9 protein-coding genes are annotated in these 14,619 nt (G+C 68.1%); 6 read left to right on the top strand and 3 right to left on the bottom strand.

Annotation, left to right across the window (positions count from 1 at the left end):
* The first annotated feature begins 37 nt into the window (after nt 1-37).
* The 5 genes from kdpC to EAH73_RS04525 all read left to right on the top strand — a co-directional run bounded on the left by kdpC (nt 38) and on the right by EAH73_RS04525 (nt 7,058).
* Nucleotides 38-604, top strand: coding sequence for a potassium-transporting ATPase subunit KdpC (kdpC, locus tag EAH73_RS04545; protein WP_140465335.1), 567 nt, complete (start codon nt 38-40; stop codon nt 602-604).
* 200 nt (nt 605-804) lie between these two features.
* Entirely contained in the window at nt 805-1,971 is a 1,167-nt protein-coding gene (locus EAH73_RS04540; RefSeq protein ID WP_140465334.1) for a porin, read from the top strand.
* 18 nt (nt 1,972-1,989) lie between these two features.
* Nucleotides 1,990-3,966 (top strand): KUP/HAK/KT family potassium transporter, encoded by a 1,977-nt coding sequence (locus EAH73_RS04535; RefSeq protein WP_140465333.1) that lies wholly within the window; start codon nt 1,990-1,992, stop codon nt 3,964-3,966.
* A gap of 39 nt (nt 3,967-4,005) precedes the next feature.
* Complete coding sequence (locus EAH73_RS04530) at nt 4,006-5,178, top strand: sensor protein KdpD (protein ID WP_140465332.1); 1,173 nt, start codon at nt 4,006-4,008, stop codon at nt 5,176-5,178.
* 134 nt (nt 5,179-5,312) lie between these two features.
* The gene (locus EAH73_RS04525; protein ID WP_140465331.1) at nt 5,313-7,058 is read left to right on the top strand and encodes an ATP-binding protein; all 1,746 of its coding nucleotides are present in this window, start codon (nt 5,313-5,315) and stop codon (nt 7,056-7,058) included.
* A 59-nt stretch (nt 7,059-7,117) separates the two neighbouring features.
* On the opposite strand, the gene EAH73_RS04520 is transcribed toward EAH73_RS04525, so the two are convergent.
* From EAH73_RS04520 to EAH73_RS04510, 3 genes are all read right to left on the bottom strand, one after another.
* The gene (locus EAH73_RS04520) at nt 7,118-7,792 is read right to left on the bottom strand and encodes a porin family protein (protein WP_161599451.1); all 675 of its coding nucleotides are present in this window, start codon (nt 7,790-7,792) and stop codon (nt 7,118-7,120) included.
* Nucleotides 7,793-7,976: 184 nt separating this feature from the next.
* Nucleotides 7,977-10,277, bottom strand: coding sequence for a PAS domain S-box protein (locus EAH73_RS04515; RefSeq protein ID WP_140465329.1), 2,301 nt, complete (start codon nt 10,275-10,277; stop codon nt 7,977-7,979).
* Nucleotides 10,278-10,343: 66 nt separating this feature from the next.
* Nucleotides 10,344-13,388 carry a CheR family methyltransferase gene (locus EAH73_RS04510; RefSeq protein WP_140465328.1) on the bottom strand — a complete coding sequence of 1,015 codons (3,045 nt, stop codon included), beginning with the start codon at nt 13,386-13,388 and terminating at the stop codon, nt 10,344-10,346.
* 202 nt (nt 13,389-13,590) lie between these two features.
* On the opposite strand from EAH73_RS04510, the gene EAH73_RS04505 reads away from it, so the two are divergent.
* Complete coding sequence (locus EAH73_RS04505; RefSeq protein ID WP_161599450.1) at nt 13,591-14,610, top strand: chemotaxis protein CheB; 1,020 nt, start codon at nt 13,591-13,593, stop codon at nt 14,608-14,610.
* The last annotated feature ends 9 nt before the right edge of the window (nt 14,611-14,619 follow it).

The following is a 14,619-nucleotide window of genomic DNA, read 5'->3' as shown; positions in this document are numbered from 1 at the left end:
AGCGAAGCGCTACGGCCCATAGAAACCTCCTTTCCCAATGAAATCCCAACTCTTCATCGCCTTTCGCCTCACCCTCACCCTGCTGGTGCTGTGCTGCGTCGCGTATCCGGCCCTTGTCTGGGCCGCTGCCCAGCTGGCTCCCGGCCGCGGCGAGGGCGTGCAGCTCAGCCGCCAGGGCCGCCTCGTGGGCTTCGCCAACGTGGGCCAGAAGTTTGATAAGCCCCAGTACTTCAACTCGCGCCCCTCGGCGGCCGACTACCACGCTGATGCTTCCAGCGGCTCGAACAAGGGGCCCTCGAACCCCGAGTACCTGGCCCAGGTGAAGGCCCGCCTCGACACCTTTCTGGTGCAAAACCCCGGCGTGAAGGCCGCCGACGTGCCCGCCGAGCTGCTCACCGCCAGCGGCTCTGGCCTCGATCCGCACCTCTCGCCCCAAGGGGCCCTGGTGCAGGTGGCCCGGGTGGCCGCCGCCCGCCACCTGGCCCCGGCCCAGGTGCAGGCCTTGGTGCAGCAGCACGTGGAGGCCGGCCTGCTGGGCCCCGACAAAGTGAACGTGCTCCAGCTCAACCTGGCCCTCGACGCCCTCGCGCCCGCCGGCCGCTAACCGCCTTTCTTCGCTGCGCCATGAAAGCCGCCGTAACGTTTCTGTTTCTGCTGTGGGCCGCCATTGAGCTGACCGTCTGAGCCCCCGGGGCCCTAAATCGTTTCATTCTATTCTTTCCGCACCTGCTAAAAAGTCCTCCCCGCGCGGCCTGCCTGGGCCGCCGGGGAGGCACTAGTTGCTTCTTGTTCCGCTTCTTTTAGATGAAAACTTTTCCGCATTTCCTGCTGCCCAAACCTTTACTGACGGCACTGCTGGCCGCCGGCACCCTGGCCCCCGCTCTGGCCCAAACCGCCCCCACCACCGACCCCGCCCTGGCCGTGCCGCCCGCCGCCGCGCCGGCCCCGCCCGCAGCGCCCGCAGCCCCGGGGCCCCTCACCTACTACGGGTTCGTGGACGCGTACTATGGCTTCGATTTCAACCACGCGGGCACCAACGCCCGGCCCTACTTTTTGTACGCCCACAACCGCCAGAACGAGTTTTCGGTGAACAACGCCATCCTGGGCGCGCGCTACGACAACGGCCGGGTGCGCGGCTCGGTGGCCCTGCACGCGGGCACCTACGTGAGCGCCAACTACGCCACCGAAGACCCCGTGCTTCAGCACATCTACGAGGCCTACGCGGGCTTCCGGCCCTTCAAAAAGGCCTGGCTCGACCTCGGCATCTTTGCCTCGCACATCGGGTTTGAGTCGGCCATTTCGAAGGATAACTGGACGCTGACGCGCTCCATTATGGCCGAAAACTCGCCGTACTACGAGTCGGGGGCCCGGTTTACTTACGAGGTGGCCCCCAAGCTCACGCTCACCGGGCTGGTGCTGAATGGCTGGCAGAACATCCGCGAAACCAACCAGGGCAAGGCCCTGGGCACCCAAATCCAGTGGCGGCCCACGGCCAAGGTGCTGATTAACAGCAGCACGTTTTACGGCAACGAGCAGCCGCAGGACTCGCTCAAGCGCCGGCGCTACTTCCACAATTTCTACATCACCTACGCCGCCGCCCAGCGCCTCAACCTGGCCTTGGTGTTTGATGTGGGCAAGCAGCAGAGTGCCGGCCACCACGGCTACGACACCTGGCACACGGGCTCGGCCTTCGTAAAATACCAGCTGGCCGAGCAGTTTTCGACCACTCTGCGCGGTGAGTACTACTACGCGCAGCGGGGCGTGTTCATCAATGGCATTTCGCCGGCCCCGACCGATGCCCGCTTCCTGGCTGGCGGCACCTCGCTCAACTTAGACTACCTGCCCACGGCCAACGTGGTGTTTCGCATCGAGGGCCGTTACTTGAGGTCAGAAAACGCCATTTTTCAGCACGATAACGGCCCGAGCCGCAACTACGGCAATCTGACTACCAGCATCGCGCTTTCTTTCTAAAATCAACTGCTCCCGGCAATGGTTTCATCCGGCCCTACCCCCGTAGCGGGCGCCCACGCGCCGGCTGCCGCTTTGCACCACCGCATTACGGCGGCCGGGGCCCTCATCGCGCTGGGCATCGTGTACGGCGACATCGGCACCTCGCCGCTCTACACGGTGCGCGGCGTGTTTGTGGGCCGGCCCGTGACGGAGGACGTGGTGCTGGGCACGGTGTCGGCCATTATCTGGACGCTCACGCTGCTCACCACGGTCAAGTACGTGCTCATTGCCATGCGGGCCGACAACCACGGCGAGGGCGGCATTTTGTCGCTCTACGCCCTGCTGCGGCGCCTGCGCCTGCCCTGGCTCTACGTGCCGGCCATTGTGGGGGCGGCAGCGCTGCTGGCCGATAGCATCATCACGCCGCCCATCTCGGTGTCGTCGGCCATTGAGGGCCTGCGGGTGCTCAAGCCCGACCTTGATACGGTGCCTATTGTGCTGGTCATCATCGTGGCGCTGTTTGGGTTTCAGCAGTTTGGCACGGCCATTATTGGCAAGCTGTTTGGGCCCGTGATGGTGGCGTTTTTCTCGATGCTGGCCGCCCTGGGGCTGCCTTACGTGCTGCGCGAGCCCGGCATTCTGCGGGCCCTCAACCCGTACTACGCCCTGCACATGCTCACGCAATTGCCGGGCGCGTTCTGGCTGCTGGGCAGCATTTTTTTGTGCAGCACCGGGGCCGAAGCCCTGTATGCCGACATGGGCCACGTGGGCCGGCGCAACATCTACGTGTCGTGGACTTTCGTGAAGATTTGCCTGGTAATCAACTACCTGGGGCAGGGCGCGTGGCTGCTGCAGCACCTGGGCGCGCCGCTGGGCGAGCGTAACCTGTTTTTTGACATGATACCGCGCTGGGGCCTGCTGCCGGCCATTGGGCTGTGCACGCTGGCCACCATCATTGCCTCGCAGGCGCTCATTTCGGGCTCCTACACGCTCGTTACGGAGGCGCTGCGGCTCAATTTCTGGCCCAAGGTCAAGGTGAGCTACCCCACCGAGTTGCGCGGGCAGGCCTTTGTGCCCTCGCTGACTTGGCTGCTGGGCGCGGGCTGCGTGGGCGTGGTGCTGTACTTCCGTGAGAGCAGCCGCATGGAGGCGGCCTTCGGGCTGGCCGTCACGGTTACCATGCTCAGCACCACGCTGTTGCTGGCCTACTACCTGCGCCTGCGCCGGGTGGCAGCCGGCTGGATCGGGCTGCTGCTGCTGGTGTACGGGGTGGTGGAAGGCTCGTTTTTGGTGGCCAACCTGCGCAAGTTTCCGCAGGGCGGCTGGCTGAGCGTGCTGCTGGGGGCCCTGCTGCTGCTCGTGATGGTGAGCTGGATTCAGGGCCGCCGCCTGCGCCAGGACCTCTACAAGTACCTGCCGCTGGCCGAGTGGCTGCCCCGCCTGCAAAAGCTGAGCGCCGACGAAACGGTGCCCCGCCTGGCCACCAACCTGGTGTACTTCACCGACTCGGAAGACCCCAGCCTGGTCGAGAACGCCATCATTCACAGCATCTTCCGCAAAAGCCCCAAGCGCGCCAGCCTCTACTACCTGCTGCACGTGGTGACTACCGACGAGCCCTACACCCGCGCCTACCACGCCGAGGTGCTGCTGCCCAACGACCTGGTACGCATCACGTTCCGGCTGGGCTTCCGGGTCGACCACGCCATCAACTACATGTTCCGGCAGGTGGTCACGGACTTGGTTCGCAACCACGAAATCGACATTTCCTCGCCCTACGCGTCGCTGCGCAACGAAGGCGAAGTGGGTGATTTTCAATTTGTTATTATCAACCGCACCCTGCCCTACGCCCAGGCCCTGAGCGGCTGGCAGCGGCTGGTGGCGTGGGTGTCGGGGGCGCTGCGCTGGCTGGCGGCCAGCCCCCAGGAAAGCTTCGGCCTCGACAACTCGTCGCTGACCGTGGAGAACATTCCGCTGCTCACGCCCGAGCGCCCCGAGCTGCATTTGCGGCGGGAATAAGGCCGCCGCCACTCCGAAACCCCTATTTCCCCCCTCCCCATGGCTCCCGCCGAAAACGACCTGCGCGACCAATCGGCCGAGCGCTTCCTGCGCCTGGTGCGCGAGAAGCGGCGCGGCACGCTCAAGATATACCTGGGCCTGGCGGCGGGGGTTGGCAAGACCTTCCGCATGTTGCAGGAGGCCAATGACTTGCACGCCCACGGCGTGGACGTGCTGGTGGGCTACATCGAAACCCACGGCCGCGCTGGCACCGTGGCCCAGCTGGGCGAGGTACCGCTGCTGGCCCGCAAGCAGGTGTACTACAAAGGCCACGCGGTGGAGGAATTGGACCTCGACGCCATCGAAAAGCGCCGCCCCCAGGTGGTGATTGTGGACGAGCTGGCCCACTCCAACGTGCCCGGCTCGCGCCATGCCAAGCGCTGGCAAGACGTGGAGGAGCTGGTGAAAAGCGGCATTTCGGTGATAACCGCCGTGAATGTGCAGCACCTCGAAAGCCTGCACGACCAAGTGCTCAAAATAACCGGCACCGACGTGACGGAGCGCATTCCGGACCAGCTGCTGCGCGAGGCCGACGAAGTAGTGAACGTGGACCTGACCGTGGGCGAGCTGCGCGGCCGCCTCGAGCAAGGCAAAATCTACGACGCGGCCAAGGTGCCCACCGCGCTGGCCAACTTCTTCCAGGCCGAAAACCTGCTGCAGCTGCGCCGGCTGGCCGTGCGCGAGGTGGCCCAGCTGCTGGGCCGGCAGGTCGAAACTGAAGCCGGCGGCGCCGCGCCCGTGGCCGCGCTGCGCCGCAACGACGACCGCCTGCTGGCCTGCATCAACTCCAACGCAGCCGCCGCCAAGGAAATCATCCGCAAAACCTCGCGCCTGGCCGACCGCTTTTCGGCCGCCGCCTGGTACGTGCTCTACGTGCAAACGGGCCGCGAAAGCGCCGACCGCATCGGCCTGGCCACCCAGCGCCACCTGCTCAACAACCTCCAGCTGGCCACCGAGCTGGGGGCCCAAATACTGCGCGTGAAGGACGACGACGTGGTGGCCGCCATCCGGCGGGTGGCCGAAGAGAAGCACGCCACCCTGCTCGTGTGCGGCGTGACGGGCGAAAAAACCGCCTGGGAGCGCCTCGCCGGCCGCGGCGGCATCACCCGGTCCTTGGTGCGGGCCGTAGCCACGGCTTCGCCGGACATCGACATTTTTTTAGTAACCTATTGAAAAACAGTTATCAGTGAGCAGTCATCACTGCCACAGGACGGCTGCTTCGCCGCGCTCTGCATGACAGCCTGGGGCCCCCAAACAACCGCCAACTGACAACCGACAACTAGCAACTGACAACTAAAAGCCCCGCCATGAACCTTAAAACCAAGATTACCCTGGGCTTCCTGGCTTTGCTAGTGCTGCTGGGCAGCATCGGCGGCTACGCCTACTACACGGTGCGGGGCCTGAGCACGGGCTCGGGCAACATCCTGACGGCCAACTTCTACTCCGTGGAGCTGGGGCAGCAGATGCTGCAAGCCCTCGACCAGATGGAAATCGCGCCGGGGGCCCCGGGGGCCAGCCCGCGGTTCCAGCAGGCCCTCACCCGCGAGGCAGGCAACATCACGGAGGCCGGCGAGCGGGCCCTGGTCGATTCGCTCACCCAAACCCTGAACGTGTTTCAGCGGCAGCCCACCGTGCCGGCCCTGGAGCAGCTGCGCGCCCAAACCCACCGCGTGATCCGGCTCAATACGCTGGCCCTGAGGCATAAAAATGACCAGCTGGCCCAGCAAGCCAACGGCGCGGGCCGCAACCTGCTGCTGGTGGCCACGCTGGCCGTGCTGCTGGCCTTGCTGCTGGTGGGCAGCGTGCCCGAGGCGGCGGTGCTGCCGCTGCGCAAGCTCACCAACGCCCTGGAGCACGCCACGAGCAGCAACTTCGCGGCCAGCATTCCGGTAGAGAGTTACGACGAGTTTGGGCGCGTGGCGCGGGCCTTTAACCGGATGCTGGTGCAATTGCAGGAGTACCGCACCTCCACCCTGGCCGAGCTCGTGACCGAGCGCAACCGGGCCCGCAGCGTGGTGAACGGCCTCGACGAAGGCCTGCTGCTGCTGGATGAAAACGGCCGCATTTTGCTGGCCAACCCCGTGCTGGGCGAGCTGCTGGGCCTGCCCGTGGCCCAGCTCGTGGACCAGTTGGCCGCCGACGTGGCCCAGCGCAACGACCTGCTGGCCACCATGCTGCGCCCCCTGGGGGCCCCGCGCCGTGCCACGGCCATTGCCGAAACCCCACTGCTAACGGTGACCCGCAACGGCGAGGAAGCCTACTACCGCCTGGCGGTGCAGGACTTGGTGAACTTCAATGAAGCCAGCGACAAAACCGAGTTTGTGGGCCAGGTGCTGACGCTGCGCAACGTGTCGGATTTCAAGAAGCTCGACCAGGTAAAGTCTAATTTCCTGGCCACGGTGTCACACGAGCTGAAGACGCCGCTTTCCAGCATCAACATGAGCCTGAAGCTGCTGCAAACCGACAAGATTGACGCCGCCGAGCGCACGCGCGTCACCGACGGCATCCGGCGCGAAACCCAGCGCCTGCTGCGCCTGGTGGGCGAGCTGCTCGACGTGTCGCGCCTCGACCCGGGGGCCGGCATTGAGCTCAACTTCGGGCCCACCGCGCTGCCCGACGTGGTGGCCTTCGCCACGGCCACCGTGCAGGCCCAAATCGACAATAAGCAGCTGCGCCTGGCCACCGAGCTGCCCGCCGACCTGCCCGCCGTGCGCGCCGACGTGGAGAAGACCACCTGGGTGCTCATCAACCTGCTGGCCAACGCCATCCGCTACTCGCCCACCGGCGAAACGCTGACGGTGCGGGCCGCCCCGGCCGGCAAGTTTGTGCAGCTCACGGTGCAGGACCAGGGCCCCGGCATCGCGGCCGAGCACCACGACAAAATCTTCCAGCGCTTCGCCCAAATCCCCGACAAGACCGGCTACCAGGGCGGCTCGGGCCTGGGCCTGAGCATCGCCCGCGAGTTCATCACCGCCCAGGGCGGCCGCCTGTGGGTGGAGAGCGAGCTGGGCAGCGGCAGCGCCTTTCACTTCACACTACCCGTGGCGGGGTAAGGCATTCAAGCTCCAGAAGCTTATCACAAAGCACTGCCTCACCTCCCGCGCTGGGGGCCCTAATTGCCGATGCCGAAGCCCAGGTACACCTCCAGGCTGCGGGTGTAGATGTTGTTGTCGGAGAGGAACACGGCGCCGCTGTTGTACTGCACGTTGGCGTTCTGCTCGTAGAGGCGGCTGAAGCTCAGGTTGTAGCGAGCGCCGAGGCGGGCCGGGCCCAGCCGGTACTCGAGGCCGCCCACGCCGCCGAGGGCGAAGCGCTGGTAGCGGCTGTCGAGCGATACGTTGGCGCCGTCGCGGGCCACGTTGAGCAGCAGCGAGGCCTGGGGCCCCACGTGGAAGCTCAGGTTCGGCGTGATATTGCCCACGAACAGCACCGGCAAATCGAGGTAGTTGAGGCGCGTGTTGTAGGCATCGGTGGTGCCCAGCGTGGTGCGGTAGCCGCGGCGGGCGTACAGCAGCTCGACCTGCACCGAGGCAAACTTGTTGAGGCCCAGCTGCCCGTAGGCCCCCAGGTGGAAGGCCGGCAGGCGGGCGGCGTCGGGCAGCGCGCTGGCCCCCTCGCCGGTGATGGACGAGAGCGAGTAGCCACCCTTCAGGCCGATGCTGGTGCGGCTGGTGGGGCGCGGCGCAGGGGCGGGCGGCGCGGGTTTGGCGGGCACATCGGGGGCCTGGGCGCGGGCAGCCGGGGCGGCGGCAGTGCCCACGAGCAGGGCCAGGAGCAGTTTTTTCATAAAACGCGGGAAACGAAACGGGGGAATGAACCGGCCCGGATGGCCCGGCCGGCGCGCAAATAGCGCGGGGCCCCCAGGTTTTTGCATGAAGCCCGCCGGGCCAATCGCCCAACCGCCCGCTTGCCCCGACCAACCCCCGCCAAACGGCTCCCGGCCAGCCGGCCGGGGCCCCCTGGGGCCCCCGCTACTCCTCCACCGGCAGCACCAGAAACACGCCCGTGCCCTGCCCCGGCCGGGCGCGGATGGTGAGCGTGCCGCCCAGCAGCCCCGCCCGCGTGCGGATGCCGGCCAGCCCCTGGCCCGGCACGGCCGCCGCCGCATCGAAGCCCCGGCCGTCGTCTTCCACGCTGATGTGCACCTCGGGGCCCTCGCGGGCCACCTGCACAAACACCTCGCGGGCGTGGGCGTGCTTCATCACGTTGCTGAGCAGCTCCTGCACCGCCCGGTACACGGCGGTGGCCAGCAGGGCGGGCAGGGGCGCGTCGAGGTTGTTCAGGTTCAGGTCGATGGCGAGCTGGGCGGCGGGAATGCGGCGGGCCAGCTCGCGCAGGGCGGCGGGCAGGCCCAGGTCCTCAAGCACGCTGGGGGTGAGCTCGAAGGAAATGGTGCGCGTGGCCCGGATGGCCTCGCTGAGCAAGCCCTGCCCGGCCTGCACCGGCTCGGAGGGCGGCAGCGCGTCGAGGTGCAGGCGGGTGGCGTAAAGCAGCTGGCCCACGCCGTTGTGCAGGGCCTCGGCAATGCGGCGGCGCTCCTCCTCCTGGGCCGTGAGCACGGCCGCCAGCAGCACCTGCTGCTGCCGGGCCAAAGCCCGCTTTAGCACTTCCGACTCGGTTACGTCGATGGAAAACACGACGCCCTCCTGGTGGTCGGGGTCCCAAAAGCTGTAGGTGAGGAAATGCACCGGCTGGCCTTCGTACTCGAAGCTGGACACGTAGCTGTTGCTCTGGCCGGCCAGCAGGTGCGTAATCTGGGCCGCTTCCTGCGGGAAGCGCTCGGCGGCCAGCTGGCCCACCAGGGCCCCATCGGCCAGGCCCAGGCGGCGCAGGCCGGCCCCCGCCAGCGCCCGGTAGCGGCCGTTGGGCGCAAGGCGGGCGAGGATGACGGGCAGGTTGTGAAGGATGTTGCCAAGCAGCCGGTACTGGAACCGCAGCGCCTCCTGCGCCTGGGCCTGGGCCGTCACGTCGCGCACCAGCCCGGCCATGCGCAGGGGCTGGCCGGTGGCCGCGTCGTACACGAAGCGGCCGCTGGCGGCCACTTGGCGCACCTCGCCGTTGGGCCGCACGAGGCGGTGCTCCAGCTCAAAGTGGCTGTGCGCCGCCATGGCCTGGCTGATAACGGCTTCCAAAACGGGCCGGTCGGCGAGGTGAACGGTGGCTTTCAGGTCGGCCCACAGCACGCGGGGGGCGGCGGTGCCCAGCACTTGCTGGGCCTCGGCGTCCTGCTCCACCACGTCGCTGGCCAGGTCCCAGCTCCACACACCGGTGGCGGAGGCGGCCAGGGCCAGCTGCAGGCGCTCCTCGCTCTCGCGCAGGCGCTCTTGGCCCAGCCGGCGGTCGGTCACGTCGCGCCAGGTGAGGTGCAGCAGCGCCTCGCCCTGCACCGCCACCGGGTCGAAGGAGAGCTCGTCCCACACGGGCTGGCCGTCCGCGCCGAAGCGGCGCAGCTCCTGGCGGTACCAGCCTTGGTTTTGGGTGTGTTCGGCGCAGGCCAGCAGCGTAGCCAGTACGGGCTGGCCGCCGGGCTGGTCGTCGGGCCAAAAGTCGGCCAGGTGGCGGCCCAGCACCTGGCTTTTGCTGGGCTGGCCGAGCAGGCGCAGGGCCCCGGCGTTGGCGTCTACCAGGAGCAGGTCGCGCAGCAGGGCTTGGCCGTCGTGGCTTTGCTCGAAGGTGGCGCGGAAGCGGGCTTCGCTGGCGGCCAGCGCGTCGGCGGCCTGGCGGCGGGCCGTCACGTCGGTCAGGGCGAGGCGGCAGGGGGCGGAAGTGTATGCTTCGCTGGGGGCGGCGCTCACCAAGCCTTCGAGCTGGGCAAAAAACAGGCCTTCGCCGGGGCCCAGCATGGCCAACTCGCAGGTGTGGCGCTGCCCCGGCGCGGCCCACAGCCGGGCCAGGAACTGGCTGAAGGCCAGCCGCTCGGCCGGGGCCACAAACTGCGCCAGCCGCCGGCCCAGCAGCTGCTGGCGCACGGGGCCCAGCAGCTGGGCCAAGTACAGGTTTAGCCTGGCCAGGGTGCCGTCGGGGGCCAGGGTGCAGTAGCCCACGGGGGCAAAATCGTACAGGTCCATGTACTCGGCGCGGCTGGCTTCGGCGTCGGCCTGGGCCAGCAGCAACTCTTCGTACTGCATTTCCAGCTCAATCTGGTGCACTTGCAGCTCCTGGGCCAGGCGCAGCGCGTCGGCGGGGTCCAGGGGGGCACTGGCTACCAGCCGCTGGCGCTCGGCGCGGGCGCGCAGCTGGGCTTTGGCGGCATGGGGGTCGGGGCGTTTCATGGGCGGGCGCGGGGCGCTGCCAAGAGGCCCCGCGCCCCAAGGTAGCACCCGGTGGCCCCCCGACCACTAGGCCGGCGGGGACGGCACTTCCACGCCCAGCAGCACCTGGCCGGTGGGCTGGCCCTGGCGCAGCAGGCGGCGGCCGTACAGCACCACGCGCCGGGGCCCCAGGCCGGCAAAATTGGCCGTCAGCGCCAGGCCATCGAACTGGTCGTGGGGGTGGGCCAGGTCGAGCAGCTGGGCCAGCTGGGCCCTCAGGGCCGGCTGGTTCCAGGCCCCGCCGCTGAGGGCCGCCAGGGGCTGGCCGCGCACGTCGGCGGCCACCAGGCCAAAGGCCTCGGCAAAGGCGTTGTTGGCCAGGCGCACGCACAGCTGCGCGTCGAGGACCACCGAGGGCTGGGGCACGGCCTCCTGGAGGCTGTCGGCGAAGCGGGCGGTTTCCTGGAGCTGGGCTTCGAGCTGCTTGAGGGCCGTCACGTCGGTGAAGGTGAGCACGGCCCCGTTGATGTAGTTGTCGATGGAGCGGTAGGGCAAAATGCGCATCGTGTACCACGCGCCCCCGGTGGTTTGGATGTTGGCCTCCACGCTGGTGAGGCGGTCGAGCACCTGCTGGGCGTCGCGCAGCAGGTGCTCGTAGCGCAGGTTGGAAGCGAAGTGGGCCAGGGGCCGGCCCACGTCGCTGGGCAGCAGGTTAATAATGTCGCGCACGTGCGGCGTAAACCGCTTTATCGTCAGGTTATTATCCAGAAAGATGATGGCGATTTCGGTGGCGTCGAGCAGGTTTTTCATGTCACTGGCCGTTTGCGAAAACTCCTCCGTTTTGGCCAGGTACTGCATGTTGAGCGTCATCAGCTCCTCGTTCAGGCTCTGCATTTCCTCCTTGTTGGTCATGGCCTCCTCGTTGGTGCTTTGCAGCTCCTCGTTGGCGCTTTGCAGCTCCTCGTTGGCGCTTTTGAGCTCTTCGAGGCTGCTTTCCATCTCCTCCACCGTGGTTTGGAGGCGGCGCTTGGTGTATTGCAGCTCCTGGTCGAGGGCGGCGGCGGCGTCGCGGCTGGCGGCTGCGGCGGGGCCCTCGTCGGGGCCCTCGCCCTTGGCCCGGCGGCCGCGGCGCGGGGTGGGCTGGTCTTCAAAGGCCACCAGCAGCAGGCCGGCCAGGGCCTCGGGGCCCTCGAGGTGCCGCACCGAGAGGCGCACGAGCTGCGGCCCGGTGGCGGTGGCCACCCGCGCCCGGGCCACGGTCACGTCCTTCTGGGTTTGCAGGGCCTGGTGCACGGCCCCGCTGAGTTCCACCCGCAACTCGTCGCGGGCCATTTCAAACAGGTTGAGGGTGCCCACGCCGGGGGCTGGCTCCAGGTACTTGCCGGTGCGGCCGTTCACGTACAGGATTTCGCCCTTGGGCGTAATCACCACCGCCGGCGGGGTGTAGGCGGTGAGCAGGTTTTTTTGCACCAGGGCGGCAAAGGGCCCGCCTGGGCGGGCGGCGGCGGCGGCAGATGGCATGGTGGCGGGGTGGGCCGCCGCCGGCGGCCGGGGCGACAGGGAGAACGGAAAATTGAGCAGCCGGGTGGGCAGGGCGGTGGTTTCGAGGCGCCGCGAAATCTTCCACTTGCCGTCCAGGGGCTGAAACAGGTCCTGGAAGCCGGTCAGGTTTTCGCTGGGGCCCAAAAACAGAATGCCGCCCGGCCGCAGGGCGTAGTGGAACACGGGCAGCAGGTTTCTCTGCAATTCCGCGCTCAGGTAAATCAGCAGGTTGCGGCAGCACAGCAGGTCGAGCTTGGTGAAGGGCGCGTCCTTGTTCACGTCGTGCAGGGCAAATACCACCGTGTCGCGCACCTCCTTGCGGATCTGGTAGTGGCCGTCCTCCAGGTTGAAGAAGCGGGCCAGGCGCTCGGGCGGCACGTCGGCGGCAATGGTGGCCGGGTAGCGCCCGGCGCGGGCAAAGTCGATGGCGTCGGGGGCAATGTCGGTGGCGAAAAGCTGGAGCTTGAGGCCCCGGCTGTGGCCCACGGCGTCGAGGCATTCGAGCAGCAGCATGGCCAGCGAGTACACCTCCTCGCCCGTGGAGCAGCCCGGGGCCCACACGCGCACGGTGCTGCGCGGCTCCTTGGCCAGCACCAGCGGCTGCAAGTGCGCTTGCAGGCTCTGGAAGGCCGCCGGGTCGCGGAAGAACTTCGTCACCCCGATCAGCAGCTCCCGAAACAGCTGCTCTACCTCGGCGGGGTTGTGCTGCAAGTAGCGCACGTAGTCGGCAAACTCCTTGATCTGGTGGGCGTTCATACGCCGCTCGATGCGCCGAAACATCGTGTTGCGCTTGTAAAAGCTGAAGTCGTGCCCCGTGCGCTGGCGGATGAGCACAAATATTTTTTGCAGCGCGTGGGCCGGCTGGGCCGCGGCGGCGGCGGTGGTTAGCGGCAGGCGCGGCCCGGGCCCGCCCGACGCTTGCAGGCGGGCGGCGTAGGCCAGCAGCTCGGTGGGCATTTGGGCGGGGGCGAGGGCAAAATCGACGAACTCGGTGGCCAGCGCCGCCCGCGGCATGGCGTCGAAGGCGGCCGTGGCGGGGTCCTGGGCCACCACCATCCCGAAGTTCTCCATCACCGCCTTCAGGCCCGCGCTGCCGTCGGCCCCCAGGCCCGAAAAGATGATGCACGCGGCCCAGGGCCCCGCGTCCTTGGCCAGGCTTTCCAGAAAGAAATTGATGGGCAGGCGGTGGCCCGGCGGCTGGGTGGGGCGCAGCAAAAACAGGCAGCCGTGCAGCAGGCTCAGGTCGGCGTCGGGCGGGATGACGTACACGTGGTTGGGGCGCACGCGCAGGCCGTCGGTGGCCTCCACCACGGGCAGCGGCGTGAAGTTTTGCAGCACCTGCGGCAGCTGGCTGTAGGGGGTGGGCCCCAAGTGCGTGACGACGACAAACGCCAGCCCGCTGCGCTCGGGCAGGGCCCCGAAGAATTCTTCAAACGCCTCCAGCGAGCCCGCCGAGCCGCACAGCGCCACCACCGGAAACTTGTTGGCCCCGGCCCGGGCCCGGGGGCCCCCGGCGGGCGCCGCAGCGGGCCCGCTGGCGGGGTTGGGCGGGGTGGGCGGCGCGTCGGCCGGGGGCACGGGTTGTTTCATCTAATCAAACACAGGTTTCTTTTGGGGCAATAACTTACCACCGGGCGTCCACACTAAGTACATTCCGCAGGGGATGCTTAGAAACGTCCTGCCAAAGTGCGTATATATTACCAATACTGCCCGCGGCAGCTACCACGCCACCCGGCTGGCCGTACACCCAAAGGTAGGCGCCTGTTGGCGCCCTTTATTTTCTTCCCGCCCCGTGGCCGCTCCTACTCACCTCATCGTCGTCGGCACTTCGGCCGGCGGCATGCCCGCCCTTTTGCAGCTCGTGGCCCAGCTGCCCGCCACCCTGCCCGCCGCCGTGCTGGTGGTGCAGCACCTGGCCCCCGACGCCGATTCGGAGGGCCTGGTGGTGCGCCTGGCTGCCCACACCGCCCTGCGCTGCCAAGTGGCCGGCCACGGGGCCCCGCTGCTGGCCGGCCACCTGTACCTGGCCCCGCCCGACCGCCACTTGCTGGTGAAGCAGGACCGCGTGCTGGTAACTAAGGGCCCCTTCGAGAACGGCTACCGCCCCTCGGCCGATACCCTGTTCCGGGCGGCGGCCGTGGCCTTCGACTCGCACGTGGTGGGCGTGGTGCTCACCGGCATGCTGCACGACGGCACCGCCGGGCTCGAGTTCGTTAAGCGCTGCGGGGGCGTGGCCATGGTGCAGGACCCCGCCGAGGCCGAGTTCCCGAGCATGCCCGAAAGCGCCCTGCGCAACGTGGCCGTGGACCACGTGCTGCCCGTGGCCGCGATGGGGGCCGTGCTGGTGGGGCTGGTGGGCCCCACCCACCCGGGGGGCCCCGCCAACCCCCTCGACGTGCCGGCCGACTTGCAGCTCGAGGCCGCCATTGCCGAGCGCGTGGTGGGCTCGGCCGAACAGGTGGAGCAGCTGGGCAGCCTGGTGCCCTTCACCTGCCCCGACTGCGGCGGCAACCTCTGGGAAGTGAACCACGGCGAGGTGCTGCGCTTCCGCTGCCACACCGGCCACGCCTACACCGCAGCCTCTATGCTGGAGGGCTCGCAGCGCAAAATGGAGGAAACCCTGTGGGTAGCCCTGCGCATGATGGAGGAGCGCAAAAACCTGCTCGCCAGCCTAGCCGCCCGCGGCGACGCGGCCCACGGCACCGCCCGCCACACCGAGCGCCTCGCCGACCTCAAGGGCCACGTCAACCGCATGCGCGAGTTCTTGCTCGACGAGTACGAGGGCGAGGCCCAGGACGCGGCGGTGGATTAGGGGCCCCGG

The sequence above is a fragment of the Hymenobacter nivis genome, from assembly GCF_006439025.1.
Taxonomy (GTDB): Bacteria; Bacteroidota; Bacteroidia; order Cytophagales; family Hymenobacteraceae; genus Hymenobacter; species Hymenobacter nivis_A.
This window is presented reverse-complemented; position numbering and strand designations above follow the sequence as displayed.